An 18,381-nucleotide genomic window follows, 5' to 3' on the forward strand; every position below is an offset into this window, starting at 1 on the left:
AACAAATCCAAAGTTTCCATGAATATTTTTCTTTATATTTCACCATATTTAACTTATATATTTTTAAACAAAAAATAAGAAACACATAATCTAAATTCATTAAAAAATGTGTTTCTTAAGTATATATTTTGTTAAACTCTATAATCTATCTACATGTCATAAATAGAAAAACCAATAAATTCTTGGCGGAGAAAATGGGATTTGAACCCATGATAGAGCGTGAACCCTATACACGCTTTCCAGGCGTGCTCCTTCAACCACTCGGACATTTCTCCAAAGGCATAATGCTTTTTTATAATATCATATAAAAATGCCTAATTCAACTGAATATTTTGTATCTTATTTTTAATTTTTCTAATATAAATAATTAAAGAAAGCCCGAAAATTATTCCTATTATACTTATTAATTGAGCAACTCTTACTCCACCCAACATTAAACTATCAGTTCTAAGTCCCTCAATAAAAAATCTACCTACAGAATATAAAACAATATAACTAGATATAACTATTCCCTTATTATTTTTTTTCTTTTTATAAAGTATACTAATTAGAATAATACATACTACTAAATTCCAAATAGATTCATATAAAAATGTAGGATGATAATATGTTCCATTAATATACATTCCTTTTTGTATAAACTGTGGAAACTTACTTATAAATTCATAAGTTACTTCTCCTCCATGTGCTTCACTGTTCATAAAATTTCCCCATCTACCAATAGATTGAGCCAATATTATCGATGGAGCTACCACATCTAAATAATCTAAAAAATTTATTTTTCTTACTCTTGCATAAACAAATGCAGCTATTAATCCAGCTATTAATCCACCATGTATAGCTAAACCACCTTGTCTTATATTAAATATATCAAGTACATTTTCTTTATAATTTTCAAATTCAAATAAAACATAATATAATCTTGCTCCAATAATAGCTACTGGAAAAGATACAAGAAATCCATCACTTAAAATATCAAAGCTTAAATTCTTCTTATTGCAATTATAATAAGCCAATATTAACCCAAATAGAACTCCAGTTAAAATTATAATGGCATACCATCTAATATCAAAATTTCCTACTTTAAAAGCTATTGGATTCATAAATACCACACTCCTCTTCATTTGTATCTTATTTTATTTAATTGGCTATGTTTTAAATATATGTTGATATATGCATAAGCAAAGTGGACTGAGTAATTGAACTTTGCCTATTGCATATATCAACACTCTGCTAAAACATAGCCATTTAATTAAATTTTTTATCGTACTTAGGACTTATTATTTTATAAATACAAGTACTTAAAATTATTCCTAATACACACCCAACTAGCACATCTGATGGATAGTGAACATATAAATACATTCTCGAAAATCCTATAAGTGCTGCTAATAAAAATGCACCAATTCCCATTCTTTTATTAGCTTTATAAATAATAGTTGCTGCTGCAAATGAAGACATAGTATGTCCAGATGGGAATGAAAAACTACTAGGTGCCTTTATAAGTAATTCTATATTTTCAACAAAATTAAAAGGTCTTATTCTTCCAACTAGTGGTTTTATGATTCCATCACCAATTAATACACCAATACATAATGTACATAACATTATAAAACCATATTTTCTATACTTATTATTAGATATAAATGCTAATCCTATAATTATCCATACTAATCCCATATTTCCTAAAGAAGTTATTATAGGAACAATCTTATCCATCATCGGACTATGTAAGTTAATACGTATAAACTCCAAAATTTTGTTATCAAACATTTGAATAAATTGCATTAATATCCTCCAAACTATAAATTTTTTACTACTATTTTTAATGTATATTGTGAGTAATTTTTATTATAACATATACTATAATAATTTATTTTTATTAAGTTTCCTTTTTAACTGAAAGAATTCCATAAGTAATTTTGAACATTCTTCATCATATAACCAATTAACATTAACAAACGAATCTAACTTTCTACTATCTATAAGGTTTATTACAGAACCACAAGCTCCCATGTCCTTATTAAATGTCCCTATATGTAATTTTGATATTCTGCTTTGAATTATAGCACTAGCACACATAGAGCATGGTTCTAAAGTAACATACATTTCCGTTCCTTTTAATCTCCAGTCATTTAAAATTTTTGATGCCTTTCTTATTGCTAATATCTCTGCATGAGCTGTTACATCATTTAATGTTTCTTTTAAATTATGAGCCTTTGATATAACTATGTTATCCTTTACTATAACTGCACCTATTGGAATTTCACCTTTGGACATTGCTATCTTTGCTTCTTCTTTAGCAATATCTAAAAAATTCATATCTTTTCCCTCCATAAAAATCAATATATTAATTTTTGATTATATCTCTGTTTTAAATATGTATTGATATATGCAATACTCTGTTAAAACATAATCTACTTTAAAAAAAGACTGCTGATTATTTTTGCCAGCAGTCTTTTATGATTATTCGTTATCTGTAAATATTCTAACTTTTTTAATTCTATTTTTATCTATATTTTCTACGATAAATTTCATATTATCGCACTCAATTTCTTCTTTTTCTTCAGGCATTCTTCCAAGCTCTCCAATTATAAGACCTCCAATAGAATCAAATTCATCTGATTCCATATCAGTACCTATTAAATCACCAATATCATGAAGTCTCACACTACCATCTACTATATATTCATTTTCTTTAATGACTTCAATACTTGTATTAGCTTCATCATATTCATCTTCTATATCACCAACAATTTCTTCTACCAAATCTTCTATAGTAATTATTCCAACAGTACCACCATATTCATCTAACACAACAGCAATATGATTTCTTTCTTTTTTCATTTCCTTAAATAATTCTACAATCTTTTTAAATTCAAACGTATAGAAAGGTTCTCTTATATATTTCGTCATTTTAAAGTTTTCTCTAGGATTTTCAAGCATTAATAAATCCTTCACATTTAATATACCAATAACATCATCTATAGTTTGATTATAAATCGGTATTCTAGAAAATTGTTCTTCTTTTATAATCTTTAATACATCATCATAAGTTGATTCTGAATCTAAAGCAGTAACATCAACTCTTTGAACCATTACATCCTTTACTTGAAGATCAGCGAAATCAAATACATTAAATATCATTTCTTTTTCAACATTTTCTAATACGCCTTCTTCTTCACTTACACCTACCATTGTTTTTAATTCTTCTTCAGTAATAAATGGTTCAGTAGCTTTAGGATCTGCACCTAAAATTTTTATAAAAAATGATGATATAGCTGTAAATATATATACAAAAGGTTTAAATATAGTAACTATTAACTTTATAGGTTTACCAACTTTTAAAGCAACAGAATCTGATCTTTGCTTTGCAATAGATTTAGGCGTTATTTCACCAAAAATTAATACTAATACAGTCATAATTCCTGTAGCTATTCCTACTCCACCTGAACCAAATATATTAGTTGCAAGCACAGTAGCAAGTCCTGATGCTGCAATATTAGCTATGTTATTACCTATTAATATAGCTCCTAATAATTTATTTGGATCTTCTGTAAGTTTTTCTACTAATTTTGCTCCTGGTACGCCTTCTTCCACCATATGTCTTAGTCTAATCTTATTTATAGACATTAATGCTGTTTCTGACATTGAAAAAAATGCTGACAGCATAAGTAATATTATTAAAGTTACTATCTCCCACGTATAACTAGGGTCCAAAAAAAATCACTCTCCTAATTGATTTAATAATTATATTTTACTCAACATTATATCATAATATTATTAAAAGTAATATATTGGATTAATATAAAAAACACATGCTTAAAAAATCAACATATTCATTAATTTTTAAGGCGATGTAATTTTATAAAGAATAAAAAAGTCACACCATTAAAAATGATGTAACTTTTTTTACAGATGATCTTACATATTATTTTTAAGAAAAATATTAACCAACTTTTCTATCTCGGTATTTAAAGCTAGTTGAACTATTTCACCATTATTTAATTCAAAATTATATTTTTTAAGACCTTCAATATTAGTAGTATAGAACTTTTTTATTTTTGAATTATTATCTTTCTTAGATTCTAAAGCATATAAATTCTTTATAGAACTCTTGTCCATTTTTAAAACAATTTTTCTTTTACTCATATTAAATATTTTAGTTATAGTTAAAGTTCCATCAAAAAATTCATACTCATAATCAACATATATACACATACTACTTAAAAATAAGAATACAGATAATACTATCAATGATACCGCTATCATTAATGATAAAAAAAATATAAATAAAGATAGTATAAATAATACTATTGAAATCTTTTTCATGACTTGGCTACTTTTATGTGATTTGTCTGAAGGAATAAATTGTTCAGCAAAAATCTCCATGCAATATACTTCCTTTCTTTTGTTGTGACTTGTGTGTTTTTACTAATTACTTAATTTGTATAACATGAATTTAGTTTACATATATATATTTTAATTGAATTTACTAAAAAATGCATTATAAAATTTAATATTTCCTTGATTTCGTTAAACTGCACAAAATTTAATACATAATTCCCCCTATAATGAACAAAAAGATTTCAATAACATGTGTTTATATGCTTTAATATAGTATTTGTATGTACATAAGTTGAAGTAAGCCGAGTAATTTGACTTAGCAATGGCAAAATGAGTATAGTCTAATAATACGTTAAGATAAGTACTTTACATGAAGCTTTTTAGTCATATTTTATGTTTATTTGAATTGTGATATAATAAATATATAAAAAAGTGCCATGCTGGTAACATGGCACTCTCCTAGAACGTTTTTTAGTTTTAGGGCTATTAGATTTTTAACGGTTAAAGAAAAGAATGCTTATCTTTTGCGATTAGATGGGGCATTCTTTTCTTTTGTTTTAGTAGCGTGTTGATATATGCATAAGCAAAGTGGACTGAGTAATTGAACTTAGGAATGCTAAAATGATATAGTCCCATTTTAGCTTGCTCCCAATATAAAATTGAGACAAGCAGTAAATGTGACAATACTCATTAAGGATTCTCAAAGTCCAATTACAATGCCACTTCACCTATTGCATATATCAACACAAATTTAAAACAGAGCCTTCTTTTAAAATAAATCTAATAAAAACATAATGGCTTGTACATTTTTTATTTTTTTCCTAATAATCTCCTGAATTAAGATTACTTTTAATCATTCACTATATATTATATAATATTTCTTAACATTTCATCACCAATTTCAATTGCTTTACTAATGCTGTCAGTTATATGTGCATAGTCTTTTATATCACAATAATAAAAACATTCATCATCTGTTTCATTAACTATCTTCTTTTGTATCCAAACCTGAAAAGTTCCATCTTCCCTATCTACTATTTCATAACAACAATTCTTATCATTAGAATATCTAACTTTAACGACCTTATCTCTCATAACATCACCATCCATTAAGTGCAATTTCTTTTTCCCTAATTATACCACTAGACAATCACTTTTAATGTTAATTCTTTAAATACTTTGATATTCCTCATATCAAAGGTCATGATATAATCTTCATTACTATTTTTACAGAATCAAATGATATTGAATCTGTAGTTGTTGTATTACTAACTTCCTTTCTATATGAAGGCTTTTTTATATTAATATCCTGCACATTATCTGAAAATGCTGAACCTTCAGCATAATTATTTGTTAATGAAATATCTTCTAAACCTACAACTGCTACTGACTTTGCATATGTAATTAATCCACCACTAGAAGTTCTTTTTGCTAAATACAGTAATCTACATCTTTCTGCTCTCTTTGCCATGATTCTTCCCTACTTTCTAATTTAATATTTAGTTTTATTGGCATATTAAAAAAGCCGTCATTACAATCAAGTACTGACTGTATGGCAACTTTCTTAAATCAATATTCATTAAATTTTTTTATTATCTTTTTACTTGTTTTTTCATATTTTATTTATCATACAAATTCAATATAATATCATATGATGTTGTATCTTCTTCATTATCTGCAAATGATGATGGTGTTTCTATATAGTTAAATACTACACAGGATTCTTTAAAATTATCTTTTGATATATAAAAAGCAGGCAATTTTAATTCATCAAATGCTTGTATTAATATTTTATTAATCAACAAATCACCTATTTAAAACATTTTTATGTAAGATATTTAATGATTAGGAGCACAATTTATGCAAAAACCATTACCTCCATCATTATTTATTCCAATTGGGCACCCGCAATCTGGGCAAGTACTATAAGCATAGTCTATTTCATTCTCTTCATCCTCATCTTCATAGTCATTACAAAATTGATCAGATGAAGAAATTATTTCTGATGAAGCAAGTGTATATTCATCTAATAAGATAGAATTAGTAACATCAGAATAACCCCTAACACTTACTTCATCTCCATCATACTTTATTTCTTTACCTTCTTCTAAACATATATTATCAGAAAATTTACTAATATGTAATTCTATGGTTAATTCAAAATTTATATTATGAATTTCTTTTGTTTCAATCTCTTTTTTCCATAAATATTGCCTTTCTTCTTTATCATAACATGATTGCTCCTCATCTACAAAACTACATATTATTTCAATCTCCGCATCAACATCAACAATTACTTTTGCACTATTCATATCAATTATATCAACATAACTTATTTCATAATTGTTAATTTTTGTATCTCCAATTTCTAAATCATCTACATACTGCTCAGTACTATAATTAATCCTTTCCACAGCAATATTCGCTTCATCTATAATCTCATCATAAATATATCCTTCTTCAATAAATTCTTTTAAACATTTTGTTTTATCATCAAGTGTAGTAATCATATCAATAAAACTTCCCAAATCATCAAACAAGCCAACATCTTCTACATTTATACTCTTTCTAAATCCCTTATCATTTGAAACTACACATAGCCTACATTCATCATCCATGTTTTTCTTATATAAAATAAGAGATTGAATTGCTATTGCATCTTTAAATTCTTCTGGTTTAGAATTTTCAAATGGATATTTTTTTTCAGAATAATCACTCATTATCTTTTCAACATTAATATTATTTAAAGTGATATGTATGGCTTTACACATAGAAAGAAATTCATAAAATCTATCTTCAAGTAATTTTGTCATAAACTTTTTATCCAAAAGCTCAACTTTTGTTTTATACTCATCTTCATGACGAAATGGAACAAATATTCTGTCATTCAAATCTTTATTTACAATATTAACCGCATCGTAAATACGAGATTTAATATGATTTTTTACTTCTATTTCAATAACTGAATTAATAAGCAAAACTACATTTCCACTATCCACTAACTTTTTTAGCTTTGAAAATGCACCATTATTAAAATTATAATTAGCTGCATCGTATATGTTGGTATCTATAAAAACCATATACTTATTCATGATTCTCCCCCTTATAATAGTACCTACTTAATAAATTTTGAGTATTCTATATTTATTATATAATATATTTTCAATATTTTTCACTTTTATTTCACTGGCTATTGATTTAGTAATGCTATCAAACCACATAACATGTGGAGTTATCATCTCTCCACTTTTCCAATGTTTATACCCCCAATTGTGATACCATAACCCTTTCCATAATTCAAAATCTACAGTATCGTTCTTAAGTTCAATATCAACGAAATAGCTTGATCCATAATCCCTTACATCACATTTATCTATATATAAATATTCAGTATCTGAAAATGTCTTTGATTTATTTACTATTATAGTTTCAACATCTTTTGCCACATCTTCAATAGCTTCTTTAGCTGAAATATTAGAAATATTATTTAATTTATTTATGAGCTTATCAAAACCTTGTATTTCAAATGTCATTATTCTATTTTTACCCCTTTTATTTTCAGCCACTTATTACGATTATCCAAATTATATATGTAAGTTATATTAAAATAATTCTGTTTAAATGTAATCAAAGTACCATATTTATTAGTTTCAACTTTAACAGTGTTGTACTCAGCATATGTTGTCTTTTTTATATTTCCTGATGATGTATTCCCTTATGTTGATTAACCAATAGTCATTATTATTACTTCTAGTTCTCTTAAATCCAATTCATCATTATTTTCAATTGCATTTCTTATCTCATCAACTTCATTTTCCTCACCTTCAATATGATCTGTATTAATATTTTTGTTCTTCTTAATTTCTAGCATTCTTTTTTGAGCATTGATCTCTTTATCTATTTTCTGTAATCCAAGTTCTTTTGTTTCAAATACATCAAATGCTCTATTTTCATTTGCTTCTTCCATTTCTGTTATAATAACAGCTCTTTTTTCTTGTAGTTTTTTTAATTTATTCATCTTTTGTTTCCTTCTTCATTTAAAATTTGGTATAAAAAAAGACTAGATATACATTCTAATCTCATTAATAATTATTAATTTTGTTTAATATACTCTCTATTGCCATAACACATATAATTTCAAACTTTTCATTTTGAACAGACATATTAAGTAAATTAACTATTTTCTTTATTCCAAAATAAAATATAATTACATCTCCAATTATATATGCTATTTTTAATATATTTGAATTACCTATATTATTAATTTCATTAGTTAATACTAAAGTACATATAGTCATAGCTATTGTTAATAAAATGCTAGAAATAATCCCCATTATTGTTGTAGATTCTGTTCCTCCTAATACTCCTAATCTACTTTGTAAAAATATTTTTTCATTTATTAGTTGACTCTTTATTAATTGTTTTTTCTTCTTATCTAAGTTTTTTATATATTCATCAATTTCCTCATTATTATAATAATTGTTAATTGAAACATTAAAAAATTTTTCAACATATAAAATTTCTAACCTATTAGCTGCTTCTAACATATTTCTATTTTTTATTAAATCTTTAATCTGATTTATATAAAAATTCTTAAATGTATTAATATAATAAAAATTTCCTTTTGCAATGCATAATTTATTTCTGTATAATTGATCTTTATAAATTAATATTTTCTTTTCCTTTTTCAACATGAATACTTTCCTTTTTTATGTTATTATACATAAAATTACAATTATAATCAATCTATATTTTTATGTAACAATATCATTTTATTTTTATTATATTTGTATATATTTTTCTCATTATTAATATATATTTCATCAAAATGCCCTAGCATAAGTCTGTGTTTCATTATATGCTCCAACTCTAACTATAGAAATTTCATGAATATCAAAATCAACTAGTGACCTTTCTTCGATACCATCTTTTCTAAAAGTCTCTTTTGACTTTGGTTTAAATTCAAAACTAAATTCCCTTAGTACTCCACTTTTCACTAGTTCATAAACATCTCTTGTATAACCTTAATTTTTTACGAAGCTATTCAATTTTCAACAGTTATCATTCATACTTTTAATATGATGGCACTCTATAGCCTAACAATTTATATAAAATCTCATTTCAGGACTTTTTATAATTTATTCCCTGCCTTATATTCTATGAAATGGGGACTAAAAAAATATATCTTCCCCCTATTTATATCAAATCACTTATTCAATATTTGTATCGAAAATCTTATCTTGCTATTCATATTATTAATTTCAGGTACTATTTTATCTATATTTATATATTCTTCAAAATTAAATTCTTCTTTTCTTCTCATTGTTTTAGCACCAGTTATTTTTAGTTTTACTATTCTATGTCTATATTCTTTAATCTTGTTATAGTCGTCTTCACTTCCTTGACATACGAGTTTTTTTAACATACCACCTTCATAATATTCATCATTAACTATTGTTATTTTTAGTGAATCATCTATTGCACCTATAAAACCTCGCCCAAAATATTCTCTCATTTTTCCCATAATATCAACCTCCTATATAAGGTATTATATCATAATTGGTATTATTTTCTAATATCCTTAAAATTTCTGCTATATTCATTCCTTTAACTTTTCTATGACATCTAGGACAAACATAAATCAAATTATCTAAATCATAATGAGTAGAGCCATCTACATTAGCAACTTTAACTATATGATGTACTTCATTACCTGCTCTAAGTCGTCCCTGTGCTTTACAAATTTCACATAAACCTTTTGCTTCAAACCTTATTCTAGACCACTGTGGATTGTTATAAACACCTTGAACTCTATCTCTTTTAATACTAGGTAATGTCTTTAAATATTTGTATCTACTTCTCTTACATTCTTCACATTGCCATTTAACTTCTAAAGGCATCTTTCTTTTACATCTAAGACATCCTTTACATTTAGCCATTACTTATATCTCAGAAAGTTTCTATACTTCATATCCTATTTTTTAAGGTGTGTATCAAGCTTTACCAACTTCTCAAAGTCTGCAACATCATCAATCTTTATGTTTTCTTCAGACAATTCCTTTAAAAGCTTATTAATTGATACTTTTATAATTTTTAAATTATTTTCATTTTCTTTTATATAATAATCTCTGCCTTCAGCATTTACCTTGATTACCTTCTTATCATCAACTCTTTCAATCTGGAAACCTTCATGATTTAAATTTTTTCAGACTGTAATATTCTTTCTATCACCATAAAATCTAATAGAACATTTTTCTTTTGCTCCATATAATATAAGCTCATGCTTACACTTATATTCTGCACATCTAAAATACAGTATTCTATAAGTTATCCACAGATTTTTAGTCCATATAATTTCCTAAAAAATAAAAAAGGCTTAACCATTACAGTTAAGCCTTTCTCCATATAATTATGGTATCCCCAGTAGGAATCGAACCTACATCTGTCCCTTAGGAGGGGACTGTTCTATCCATTTAACTATGAGGACTTGAATTATGAAATTATATATTAAATTTTATTATAGTTATTATCCATTGTCAAGTAATGCTATTTATACAATATCTCTTCACTAAAGCAATTAAAATATTGATATATACACTATGTAAAATAGCATTGTAATTTCACTATACTCATTTTAACATTCCAACCAAGTTAAATTACTAAAAACATTACTTTATATTAATGTTGCTATTTTAATATAAAGGCTAATCTGACATTGGAATTTACTTTTTAGAATCCTTAAGTGAGAAACCAAATTTTACATTTGGATTTTCGAACTTACTCAGCAAAATCGAGTTTCCTTTTAAAATTTGAATTAATTGCTTGTCAAAAGTAAATGTCCAAATTTTATATTTGGTAACATGAACTTTCACACAGTACAATGTTTCATTGGGAACACGCATTAATTAGACTAAGCTTTATTTTAGTATTCTTAAATTAAATTCCTTAGCTCAGTGAGCTTTATATTAAAATATTCAACATGCTTACTTAAGTTTTTTACTAAGTTCTAAATAGCTATCTTCTACTTCTTCTAATGGTAAGTTTCCTTTAATTAATTCTTCTTCTGGCTTTTGTTTTAATTTATTATAGAATTCTAATCCCATTTCTATATTATTTTTATCATTATTACTTTTATCTATAATATAAAACAACATATCTTCTGCTTTATCTAACTTATTCATTAATTCGTAAAACTTAAAAATTTGCATATCACTTTCTAATGGAACATCATATTCTCTTAATTCATTTATTAAACATTCTATATCTTTAATATACTTATCACTATTAATCTCTTCTTCATCATATATTTCATAAAAAGCTTGTAGTGATTTTAAATAATAATTTAACATCATTGATTCATCGTTGTCTTTTAAGCAAATCTTTCCTTGTAATTGTAATAATTCTCCCAGTGCAATATATTTTCCTAAATTATAAGAAGCATCTTTACTAATTATTTCCCTAACACTATTAAATGATAAAGTATCAATAGCATTAATATCTAATCCTACTAAATTTCTAAGCTGATTATTTACTGCAATTTTAGCCTTTGTTATTTCCTCATTTATTAAATTTTTATTTACTTCTTCTTTTATTAAATCTAAGCTATTTTCCATCTCTTTCATATAATCATTTTTAAACATTAATCTCTCACTTCCCAATAACTAATATTCGAATTTAAATACCTTATTAACTTTCTTCCTTACTAAGTCTACTATTTTAGTAATTAATGGAGCTGATAATATTATTACTACTAAAGATATTATCCAATGTCTTAATTTTAATTTTTCTAATGTGAAAATAATTCTTCCTATTGGAGTAATAAACGCAAGTATAACTATTCCAAACATCAAAACTACTAAACAAAATTTAAATGTTGTTAAAGGTCTTGATACTTTAAGTAAAATAATCATACTAACACCTGAAAACATAAGTAATGCTAAAGTTCTACTGTACTCTATGGAAGCTCCTATATAAAATGAACTTATAAATGTTAATGTTGTAAACAATGCTAAGAATATACCATTGGGAATACTCACAGTTAAAATTCTATGTAAAAACCCTTTCTTTACTCCACCTTCGTTAGGAAGTAACGCCAAGAAAAATGCTGGAATACCAATTGCACAACTTCCCACTAATGACATTTGTATTGGTAAAACTGGAAATGGTAAAAATAACAATGAAAAAACTAAAGCTAATATTATAGAGTATACTGTTTTTGATAAAAATAGTTCAGCAACTCTTTCTAAATTATTTATTTGTTTTCTTCCTTCTTCAACAACCTTAGGTAACGCTGAAAAATCTGATTTTAACAATACTAACTGTGCCACTGCTTTAGTTGCATCTGATCCATTTGCCATAGCTATTCCACAATCTGATTCTTTTAACGCAAGTACATCATTTACTCCATCACCAGTCATAGCAACTGTATGACCTGAATTTTGAAGTGATTTAACTATTCTCTTCTTTTGATGAGGCGTTACTCTTCCAAAAACAGTGTTATTTTTAATCATTTCATTAAATTTTTCTTCATTTTCCGGAAGATTTCTAGCATCTATTGAATTTTCCCATCCATTTACTCCTGCTTTTTTAGCAACAGTTGAAACTGTCAGTGGATTATCACCTGATATTATTTTTACTTCTACATCTTGTTTATTAAAATAATCTAATACAGCCGGTGCTTGTTCTCTGATTATGTCTTCTATTAATATTAAAGCTACAGCTTCAATCTCTCCACTTAATTTATAATTAAGTTTATTGTTTTTAACCTTAGCTAAAAGTAATACTCTTCTTCCTTTTGCTGCTTCTTCATCTACTAATGATTTAATGCTACTATATTCTTTATTTAATATAATTTCTGGTGCTCCTATTACCCACGTACCTAAATTTTCAAAGGTAGCACCGCCCCACTTTCTTTTAGAGGAAAATACTATCTTATTTGTGCATTTTAAATCATTATTAAAATCTTTATATATTTCTAAGATGGCTTTTTGAGTTGCATTATTACTAGGTAAATTGTATGTAAGTGCTGCTAATACTGTATCTATTTCTCCTGATTTAATATCACTAATATTTTTTATGTCAACTAATTTTAAATTTCCTTCTGTTAATGTTCCTGTTTTATCTAAACATAATACATCAACTCTTGCTAAAACTTCTGTTGAACATAATTCTTGAACTAGTGTATCATATTTGGCTAGTTTAACTATTGCAACTATGAATGTAGCACTTGTTAAAAGAACCAATCCTTCTGGAATCATACCTATAATTCCAGCTACAGTTCCAATTGATGCTTGTTGCCATGTTACATTGTTTATCATAAGTTGAGTTACTGTAAGTAAAATTGATAACGGAATTATTATCCATATTATTACTCTAAATATTTTATTTATAGCATTTTGTAATTCTGAATTTATTAATTTAAATTTCTTAGCCTCTTCTGCAAGTCTAGATGCATATGTTTCTTTTCCAACATTAGTTACTTTAGCATACGCTTCTCCAGCTACAACAAAGCTTCCAGAAAATAATTTATCATCACTATATTTTATAATAGAATCAGATTCTCCAGTTAACATAGATTCGTCAACCTCTAGTTCTACTGATGAAATAACTTCACAATCTGCTAGTATTTGCGCTCCTGTATCCAAATACAATATATCATCTAAAACAATTTTTTCTAAAGGTATTTTTTTTACCTCTCCATTTCTTAGAACATTAGCATAAGCTTCATTTATAACAGATAATTTTTCTAATGTTTTTTTAGCTCTAAGTTCTTGTGCTATACCAATTAAAGTATTAACTAATATAACTCCTGCAAATATTGAATTTTTAGGTGATCCAGCTATTATAACTACTATTGCTAATATTAAATTTATAGTATTAAAACTAGTGAATAAATTAGCTCTAATTATTTGCCATAATGTTCTTGATGGAGCTTTCGGAATATAATTAACTTTTCCTTCAGCAATTCTTTCAGTTACTTCTTTATCACTAAGGCCTATAAGATCATTGTTTTTCTCTAGTGCATCTGTATCCATTTGATCCTCCTCTGCTTTATTTATCTTCATTTTATTTATCGTAATTTTTTTAAATAATTAACAATATTTTATCTACTATAATAATTATATCCTTTTTTATATTATTTTCCTTTAATTTTATATTAAAATAATTTTAAATATATCTTATTATTGGTTTTAAAATTATTATTTTAGGGCTAGAATTAAATTTGTGTGCTTATCCTTTAAGTATTTGCTGCTATCTTTTAAATAATGCATTTTTATAATATACTATATTTATGTAGTAATTAAAATTAAGGATGTGTAAACATGATAAGAACAATAACATTTTCTATAGCCATAATTTTTAGTTTATTATTTGTATCTATGAATAAATTTAAAATTAAATCCTTAGAAAATAAGGGGAATTTAGAAGAAAAAAAAGAATTTATTCATAAAGTTACTTCTAAGTGGGCAAGATTTGTAATGAAAGCTTGTGGTGCAAGAATTAATGTGGTAGGATTAGAAAATATACCTAAAGATGAGACTATATTATTTGTATCTAATCATCAAAGTAATTTTGATATTCCATTATTACTGAGTTCTATTGATGTCCCAAAAGGCTTTATCGCAAAAAAAGAATTAGAAACTGTTCCATTTATTAGTACATGGATGAAATACATAAATTGCGTTTTCATGGATAGAAAAAACTTAAGGAAGTCTGCTGAAGCAATAGTTCAAGGAATTAGCATACTTAAAACTGGCTATTCTATGGTTATATTTCCAGAAGGTACTAGAAGTAAAGGAAAAGAAATTGGTGACTTTAAAGCTGGTAGTTTTAAATTAGCTTTAAAATCAAAATGCGTTATAGTTCCTCTTACTATTAATGGAACTTACAAATTATTAGAGCAAACTAATAGAATAAAGCCTGCAAATGTAGAGCTTGTAGTACATGCACCAATTTATACAAAAGATTTAACAAAGGAAGAACAAGATGAACTTCCAAATAAAGTTAGATCAATAGTATGTAGTAAATATAAAGATAATTAGCAATTTCAAGATTTATAAATTTCAAAATTTGTAAATTTTTTAGATTTGACATTATATAAACTACTCTGTTAAACTTATTTTATTTGACTTATGTAAATTAAGTAATATAAAGTAACCAATTTTAGATAAAAGAAACGAGGATATTTAATGAACGATAACAAATTTTATTCTTTAGGTCTTAAAGACACAATTGTAAAAGCAATAGAGGATTTAGGATTTAATACCCCTTCTCAAATACAAGAAGAAAGTATACCTGTAACACTAGAAGGTTTTGACTTAATTGGTCAAGCACAAACTGGTACAGGAAAAACTGCTGCGTATGGTTGTCCTATACTTAGCAGATTAAATGACACGAACGGAATTAAAGCACTTATTTTAGCTCCTACAAGAGAGCTTGCTGTACAAGTAAATGATGAACTTAAAAAGCTTTCAAAATATGAAAAAGCAAATGTATTACCTGTTTATGGTGGAGAGTCTATCGATAGACAAATCAAAGCCTTAAGAAGAGATAACATTGATATTGTTGTTGGAACTCCTGGAAGAGTGTTAGACCTTATAAACAGAAAAATACTTAAATTAAATACAGTAGATTTCCTAGTATTAGATGAAGCTGACGAAATGCTTAATATGGGATTCATCGAAGATATTGAAACTATAATAAGTAATACTCCTGCTGAAAGACAAACTTTATTATTCTCTGCTACTATGCCTGCTCCAATAGCAAAATTAGCTAAGAATTACATGAAAGCAGATGCTAAGCACGTAGCAATAAAGAGAAGTTCACTTACAGTATCTAAAATAGAACAAAACTATTTTATGATTAACAATAAACATAGACTTGAAGCACTTTGTAGATTATTAGATTTAGATAATCCTTCTTCTGCTATAATATTCTGTCGAACTAAGAGAGGTGTTGACGAATTAGTTGAAGAACTTCAAGGTAAAGGATATGTAGTTGAGGGTATGCATGGAGATATGTCTCAAGTTCATAGATTAACTACTTTAAAGAAATTTAAAGATGGTTCATTAAACTTATTAATCGCAACTGATGTAGCTGCTAGAGGTATTGACGTTGACGGTATTACACATGTAATAAATTATGATTTACCACAAGATGTAGAATCATATGTTCATAGAATAGGAAGAACTGGTAGAGCAAATAGAACTGGTACTGCATATTCTTTAGTAACTCCAAAAGAATTAGGTATGCTTAAACAAATTCAAAGAGTAACTAAAAGTACAATAACAGAAAAATCAGTTCCAACAGCTAATGAAATACATAGTAGAAAATTCACTAATATAGTTAATGAAATTAAAGAAACTATTGATAGTGGTGATTTTAGCACATTTGTTCCAAGTGCTATAGAATTAAATGAAGCTTATGATCCAATTTCTATAATAGCATCTTTAATGAAAATAAAATTCGAAAATGAAAGCAGTTTTGAATATAATACTGATACATTAGATGCACCTAGTGCTTCAAAAAATGATGTACGTTTATTCTTCTCTGTTGGAAAGAAAGATGGCTTAACTCCAAAAATCTTAATAAACTACATAAAAGATCAAAGTAGAGTAAGACCTGCTGCTATTGGTAAAATAGATCTTATGGATAATTTCTCATTTGTGACTATAGATGAAGATGTTTCTTCTAAAGTATTAGAGAAATGTATCGGCGGTAAAATAAATAGAAAAAAAGTTAATGTTGAAGTAGCTAATAAAAGAAAATAATATTTAGAACTTTTATAAAATTAGGGAAGATTTAATCTTCCCTAATTTTAATTTTCTATATAGTTTTTAACATCTATTATTTTAGAGTCTTCATTTAATGCATATTTTTTAGGCATAGATATTTTAAGTACTCCATTTTCTAATATTTTCATAATTTTACTTTCGTCTATAGATTCTATCTTATCAAATTCTTTTCTATAATTTTTCTTTACCATATAATTTGATGAAAGCATCCCTATATGTTGTGATACTTTTTCCATCTTATTTAAATTTATTGATAACTTTCCGGGATTATATTGTATACTGGTTTGTCTTAAATCTACTCCATTCAACTCAATAGTCAATATATACATATCATTATATTCTTCTAATTTTATAAATTCAGCTACATCTTCATTTTGTAAATCTTCTGATTCTTGAGAATATTCTTCTTCATATTCTTGATCTAATTCATTTATTAAACCTGATAAGTCTATATCATCAAAAAAAGATCCTATCATATTTCCCAAATTTCCTATATTTATAGTTCCCCCAAATTTAAATGGAAACATTCTAAACATCTATATACTCCTTAATAATTACTCTAATTCATATTATTAAAAATAATTTTAAATGTTAAATTTTATTTCTTGCTATTCAATGTCTTCTTAAAAAATTCTATATCGTTTAAGGTTTGTTCTCTTAATGAATTATCTAATCCACCTCTACCTAATCTATCGCATAATGATACTAATGCTATATCATCTACACTGACATCTTTTAGAATACCTTCAACATCTTGAAATTTGGTATTTTTAATAACAAATAAACTCTGCATATGCCATCTTATTAATTTTCTAACATATGTTATAAATTCCTGACTCTCATTAAAATAATTTAAAAATTCTTCTGCCATTTCTGCTCCAACTTTATCATGATCATATGAAGTCAATCTTCCTTTTCTCATTTTAGTAGTAGGCTTTTTTCCTATATCATGTAATAATAAAGCCCACATAAATATTCTGTTATCATTACTTATTTCACGTCTTTTAGCACCTTCATCAACTACCATCATTGTATGTATAAATACATTCCCTTCTGGATGATACTTTGGATTTTGAGGTACTTCTTTTAAATCTTTAATCATTGATAGTGGATATTTATCAAAACTACCTTTATGCAATGCTTCATTTAAAAATAAAGATGGTTTTTCATCATTAAGTAAATGATTCTCTATCTCTAAAAATATCTTTTTCTCTTCCATTTTATTATTCTCTCCTATACG

Annotated in this window: 20 protein-coding genes, 2 tRNA genes and 1 pseudogene; 2 read left to right on the forward strand and 21 right to left on the reverse strand. The window is 26.2% G+C overall.

Annotated elements, in window-relative coordinates:
* Window positions 1-183 precede the first annotated feature (183 nt).
* The 19 genes and pseudogenes from NG901_RS14615 to NG901_RS14705 all read right to left on the reverse strand — a co-directional run bounded on the left by NG901_RS14615 (window position 184) and on the right by NG901_RS14705 (window position 14,381).
* Window positions 184-275: transfer RNA gene (locus NG901_RS14615), tRNA-Ser, on the reverse strand.
* Between the two features lie 39 nt (window positions 276-314).
* Window positions 315-1,103: a prolipoprotein diacylglyceryl transferase gene (gene lgt, locus NG901_RS14620; RefSeq protein ID WP_252216105.1), complete on the reverse strand. Its 789-nt coding sequence runs from the start codon at window positions 1,101-1,103 to the stop codon at window positions 315-317.
* Between the two features lie 145 nt (window positions 1,104-1,248).
* Window positions 1,249-1,788 carry a phosphatase PAP2 family protein gene (locus tag NG901_RS14625; protein WP_252216108.1) on the reverse strand — a complete coding sequence of 180 codons (540 nt, stop codon included), beginning with the start codon at window positions 1,786-1,788 and terminating at the stop codon, window positions 1,249-1,251.
* A 75-nt stretch (window positions 1,789-1,863) separates the two neighbouring features.
* Window positions 1,864-2,322, reverse strand: coding sequence for a nucleoside deaminase (locus NG901_RS14630; RefSeq protein WP_252216111.1), 459 nt, complete (start codon window positions 2,320-2,322; stop codon window positions 1,864-1,866).
* Between the two features lie 144 nt (window positions 2,323-2,466).
* Window positions 2,467-3,720, reverse strand: a complete 1,254-nt coding sequence (locus tag NG901_RS14635) for an HlyC/CorC family transporter (RefSeq protein ID WP_252216114.1) — start codon at window positions 3,718-3,720, stop codon at window positions 2,467-2,469.
* A 204-nt stretch (window positions 3,721-3,924) separates the two neighbouring features.
* Window positions 3,925-4,392, reverse strand: coding sequence for a DUF6106 family protein (locus tag NG901_RS14640; protein WP_252216117.1), 468 nt, complete (start codon window positions 4,390-4,392; stop codon window positions 3,925-3,927).
* A gap of 822 nt (window positions 4,393-5,214) precedes the next feature.
* On the reverse strand, window positions 5,215-5,442 hold the full coding sequence (locus NG901_RS14645) for a hypothetical protein (RefSeq protein WP_252216119.1): 228 nt from the start codon (window positions 5,440-5,442) through the stop codon (window positions 5,215-5,217).
* Between the two features lie 106 nt (window positions 5,443-5,548).
* Window positions 5,549-5,818, reverse strand: a complete 270-nt coding sequence (locus NG901_RS14650) for a hypothetical protein (RefSeq protein ID WP_252216121.1) — start codon at window positions 5,816-5,818, stop codon at window positions 5,549-5,551.
* A 148-nt stretch (window positions 5,819-5,966) separates the two neighbouring features.
* Window positions 5,967-6,149 carry a hypothetical protein gene (locus NG901_RS14655; protein WP_252216123.1) on the reverse strand — a complete coding sequence of 61 codons (183 nt, stop codon included), beginning with the start codon at window positions 6,147-6,149 and terminating at the stop codon, window positions 5,967-5,969.
* A gap of 36 nt (window positions 6,150-6,185) precedes the next feature.
* A complete protein-coding gene (locus tag NG901_RS14660) occupies window positions 6,186-7,439 on the reverse strand; it encodes a PIN domain-containing protein (protein ID WP_252216125.1) in 1,254 nt (417 codons plus the stop codon).
* A gap of 27 nt (window positions 7,440-7,466) precedes the next feature.
* Window positions 7,467-7,880, reverse strand: coding sequence for a hypothetical protein (locus NG901_RS14665; RefSeq protein WP_252216127.1), 414 nt, complete (start codon window positions 7,878-7,880; stop codon window positions 7,467-7,469).
* A gap of 191 nt (window positions 7,881-8,071) precedes the next feature.
* Window positions 8,072-8,365 carry a hypothetical protein gene (locus NG901_RS14670; RefSeq protein ID WP_252216130.1) on the reverse strand — a complete coding sequence of 98 codons (294 nt, stop codon included), beginning with the start codon at window positions 8,363-8,365 and terminating at the stop codon, window positions 8,072-8,074.
* Between the two features lie 64 nt (window positions 8,366-8,429).
* A complete protein-coding gene (locus NG901_RS14675) occupies window positions 8,430-9,041 on the reverse strand; it encodes a hypothetical protein (RefSeq protein WP_252216133.1) in 612 nt (203 codons plus the stop codon).
* A 129-nt stretch (window positions 9,042-9,170) separates the two neighbouring features.
* A pseudogene (locus NG901_RS14680) lies at window positions 9,171-9,356 on the reverse strand (HK97 family phage prohead protease); the annotation flags it as partial.
* Window positions 9,357-9,553: 197 nt separating this feature from the next.
* Window positions 9,554-9,871 carry a hypothetical protein gene (locus NG901_RS14685; protein ID WP_252216139.1) on the reverse strand — a complete coding sequence of 106 codons (318 nt, stop codon included), beginning with the start codon at window positions 9,869-9,871 and terminating at the stop codon, window positions 9,554-9,556.
* A 4-nt stretch (window positions 9,872-9,875) separates the two neighbouring features.
* Window positions 9,876-10,286: an HNH endonuclease signature motif containing protein gene (locus tag NG901_RS14690; protein WP_252216142.1), complete on the reverse strand. Its 411-nt coding sequence runs from the start codon at window positions 10,284-10,286 to the stop codon at window positions 9,876-9,878.
* A gap of 473 nt (window positions 10,287-10,759) precedes the next feature.
* A tRNA-Arg gene (locus NG901_RS14695) sits at window positions 10,760-10,834 on the reverse strand.
* Window positions 10,835-11,330: 496 nt separating this feature from the next.
* Window positions 11,331-11,987 (reverse strand): DUF6483 family protein, encoded by a 657-nt coding sequence (locus NG901_RS14700; RefSeq protein ID WP_252216145.1) that lies wholly within the window; start codon window positions 11,985-11,987, stop codon window positions 11,331-11,333.
* 21 nt (window positions 11,988-12,008) lie between these two features.
* On the reverse strand, window positions 12,009-14,381 hold the full coding sequence (locus NG901_RS14705; protein WP_252216148.1) for an HAD-IC family P-type ATPase: 2,373 nt from the start codon (window positions 14,379-14,381) through the stop codon (window positions 12,009-12,011).
* Between the two features lie 288 nt (window positions 14,382-14,669).
* Between NG901_RS14705 and NG901_RS14710 the strand changes: the two genes are divergently transcribed.
* Both NG901_RS14710 and NG901_RS14715 read left to right on the forward strand, forming a co-directional pair.
* Window positions 14,670-15,389 carry a lysophospholipid acyltransferase family protein gene (locus tag NG901_RS14710; protein WP_252216151.1) on the forward strand — a complete coding sequence of 240 codons (720 nt, stop codon included), beginning with the start codon at window positions 14,670-14,672 and terminating at the stop codon, window positions 15,387-15,389.
* A gap of 147 nt (window positions 15,390-15,536) precedes the next feature.
* A complete protein-coding gene (locus NG901_RS14715) occupies window positions 15,537-17,117 on the forward strand; it encodes a DEAD/DEAH box helicase (RefSeq protein ID WP_252216154.1) in 1,581 nt (526 codons plus the stop codon).
* Window positions 17,118-17,164: 47 nt separating this feature from the next.
* Here the strand turns inward: NG901_RS14715 and NG901_RS14720 are convergent, their stop codons facing one another.
* Entirely contained in the window at window positions 17,165-17,677 is a 513-nt protein-coding gene (locus tag NG901_RS14720; protein WP_252216157.1) for an Hsp20/alpha crystallin family protein, read from the reverse strand.
* Window positions 17,678-17,739: 62 nt separating this feature from the next.
* Complete coding sequence (locus NG901_RS14725; protein ID WP_252216161.1) at window positions 17,740-18,360, reverse strand: HDIG domain-containing metalloprotein; 621 nt, start codon at window positions 18,358-18,360, stop codon at window positions 17,740-17,742.
* Window positions 18,361-18,381 lie beyond the last annotated feature (21 nt).

The organism is Clostridium sp. CMCC3677, from assembly GCF_023845585.1.
GTDB classification, from domain to species: Bacteria; Bacillota; Clostridia; order Clostridiales; family Clostridiaceae; genus Clostridium; species Clostridium aquiflavi.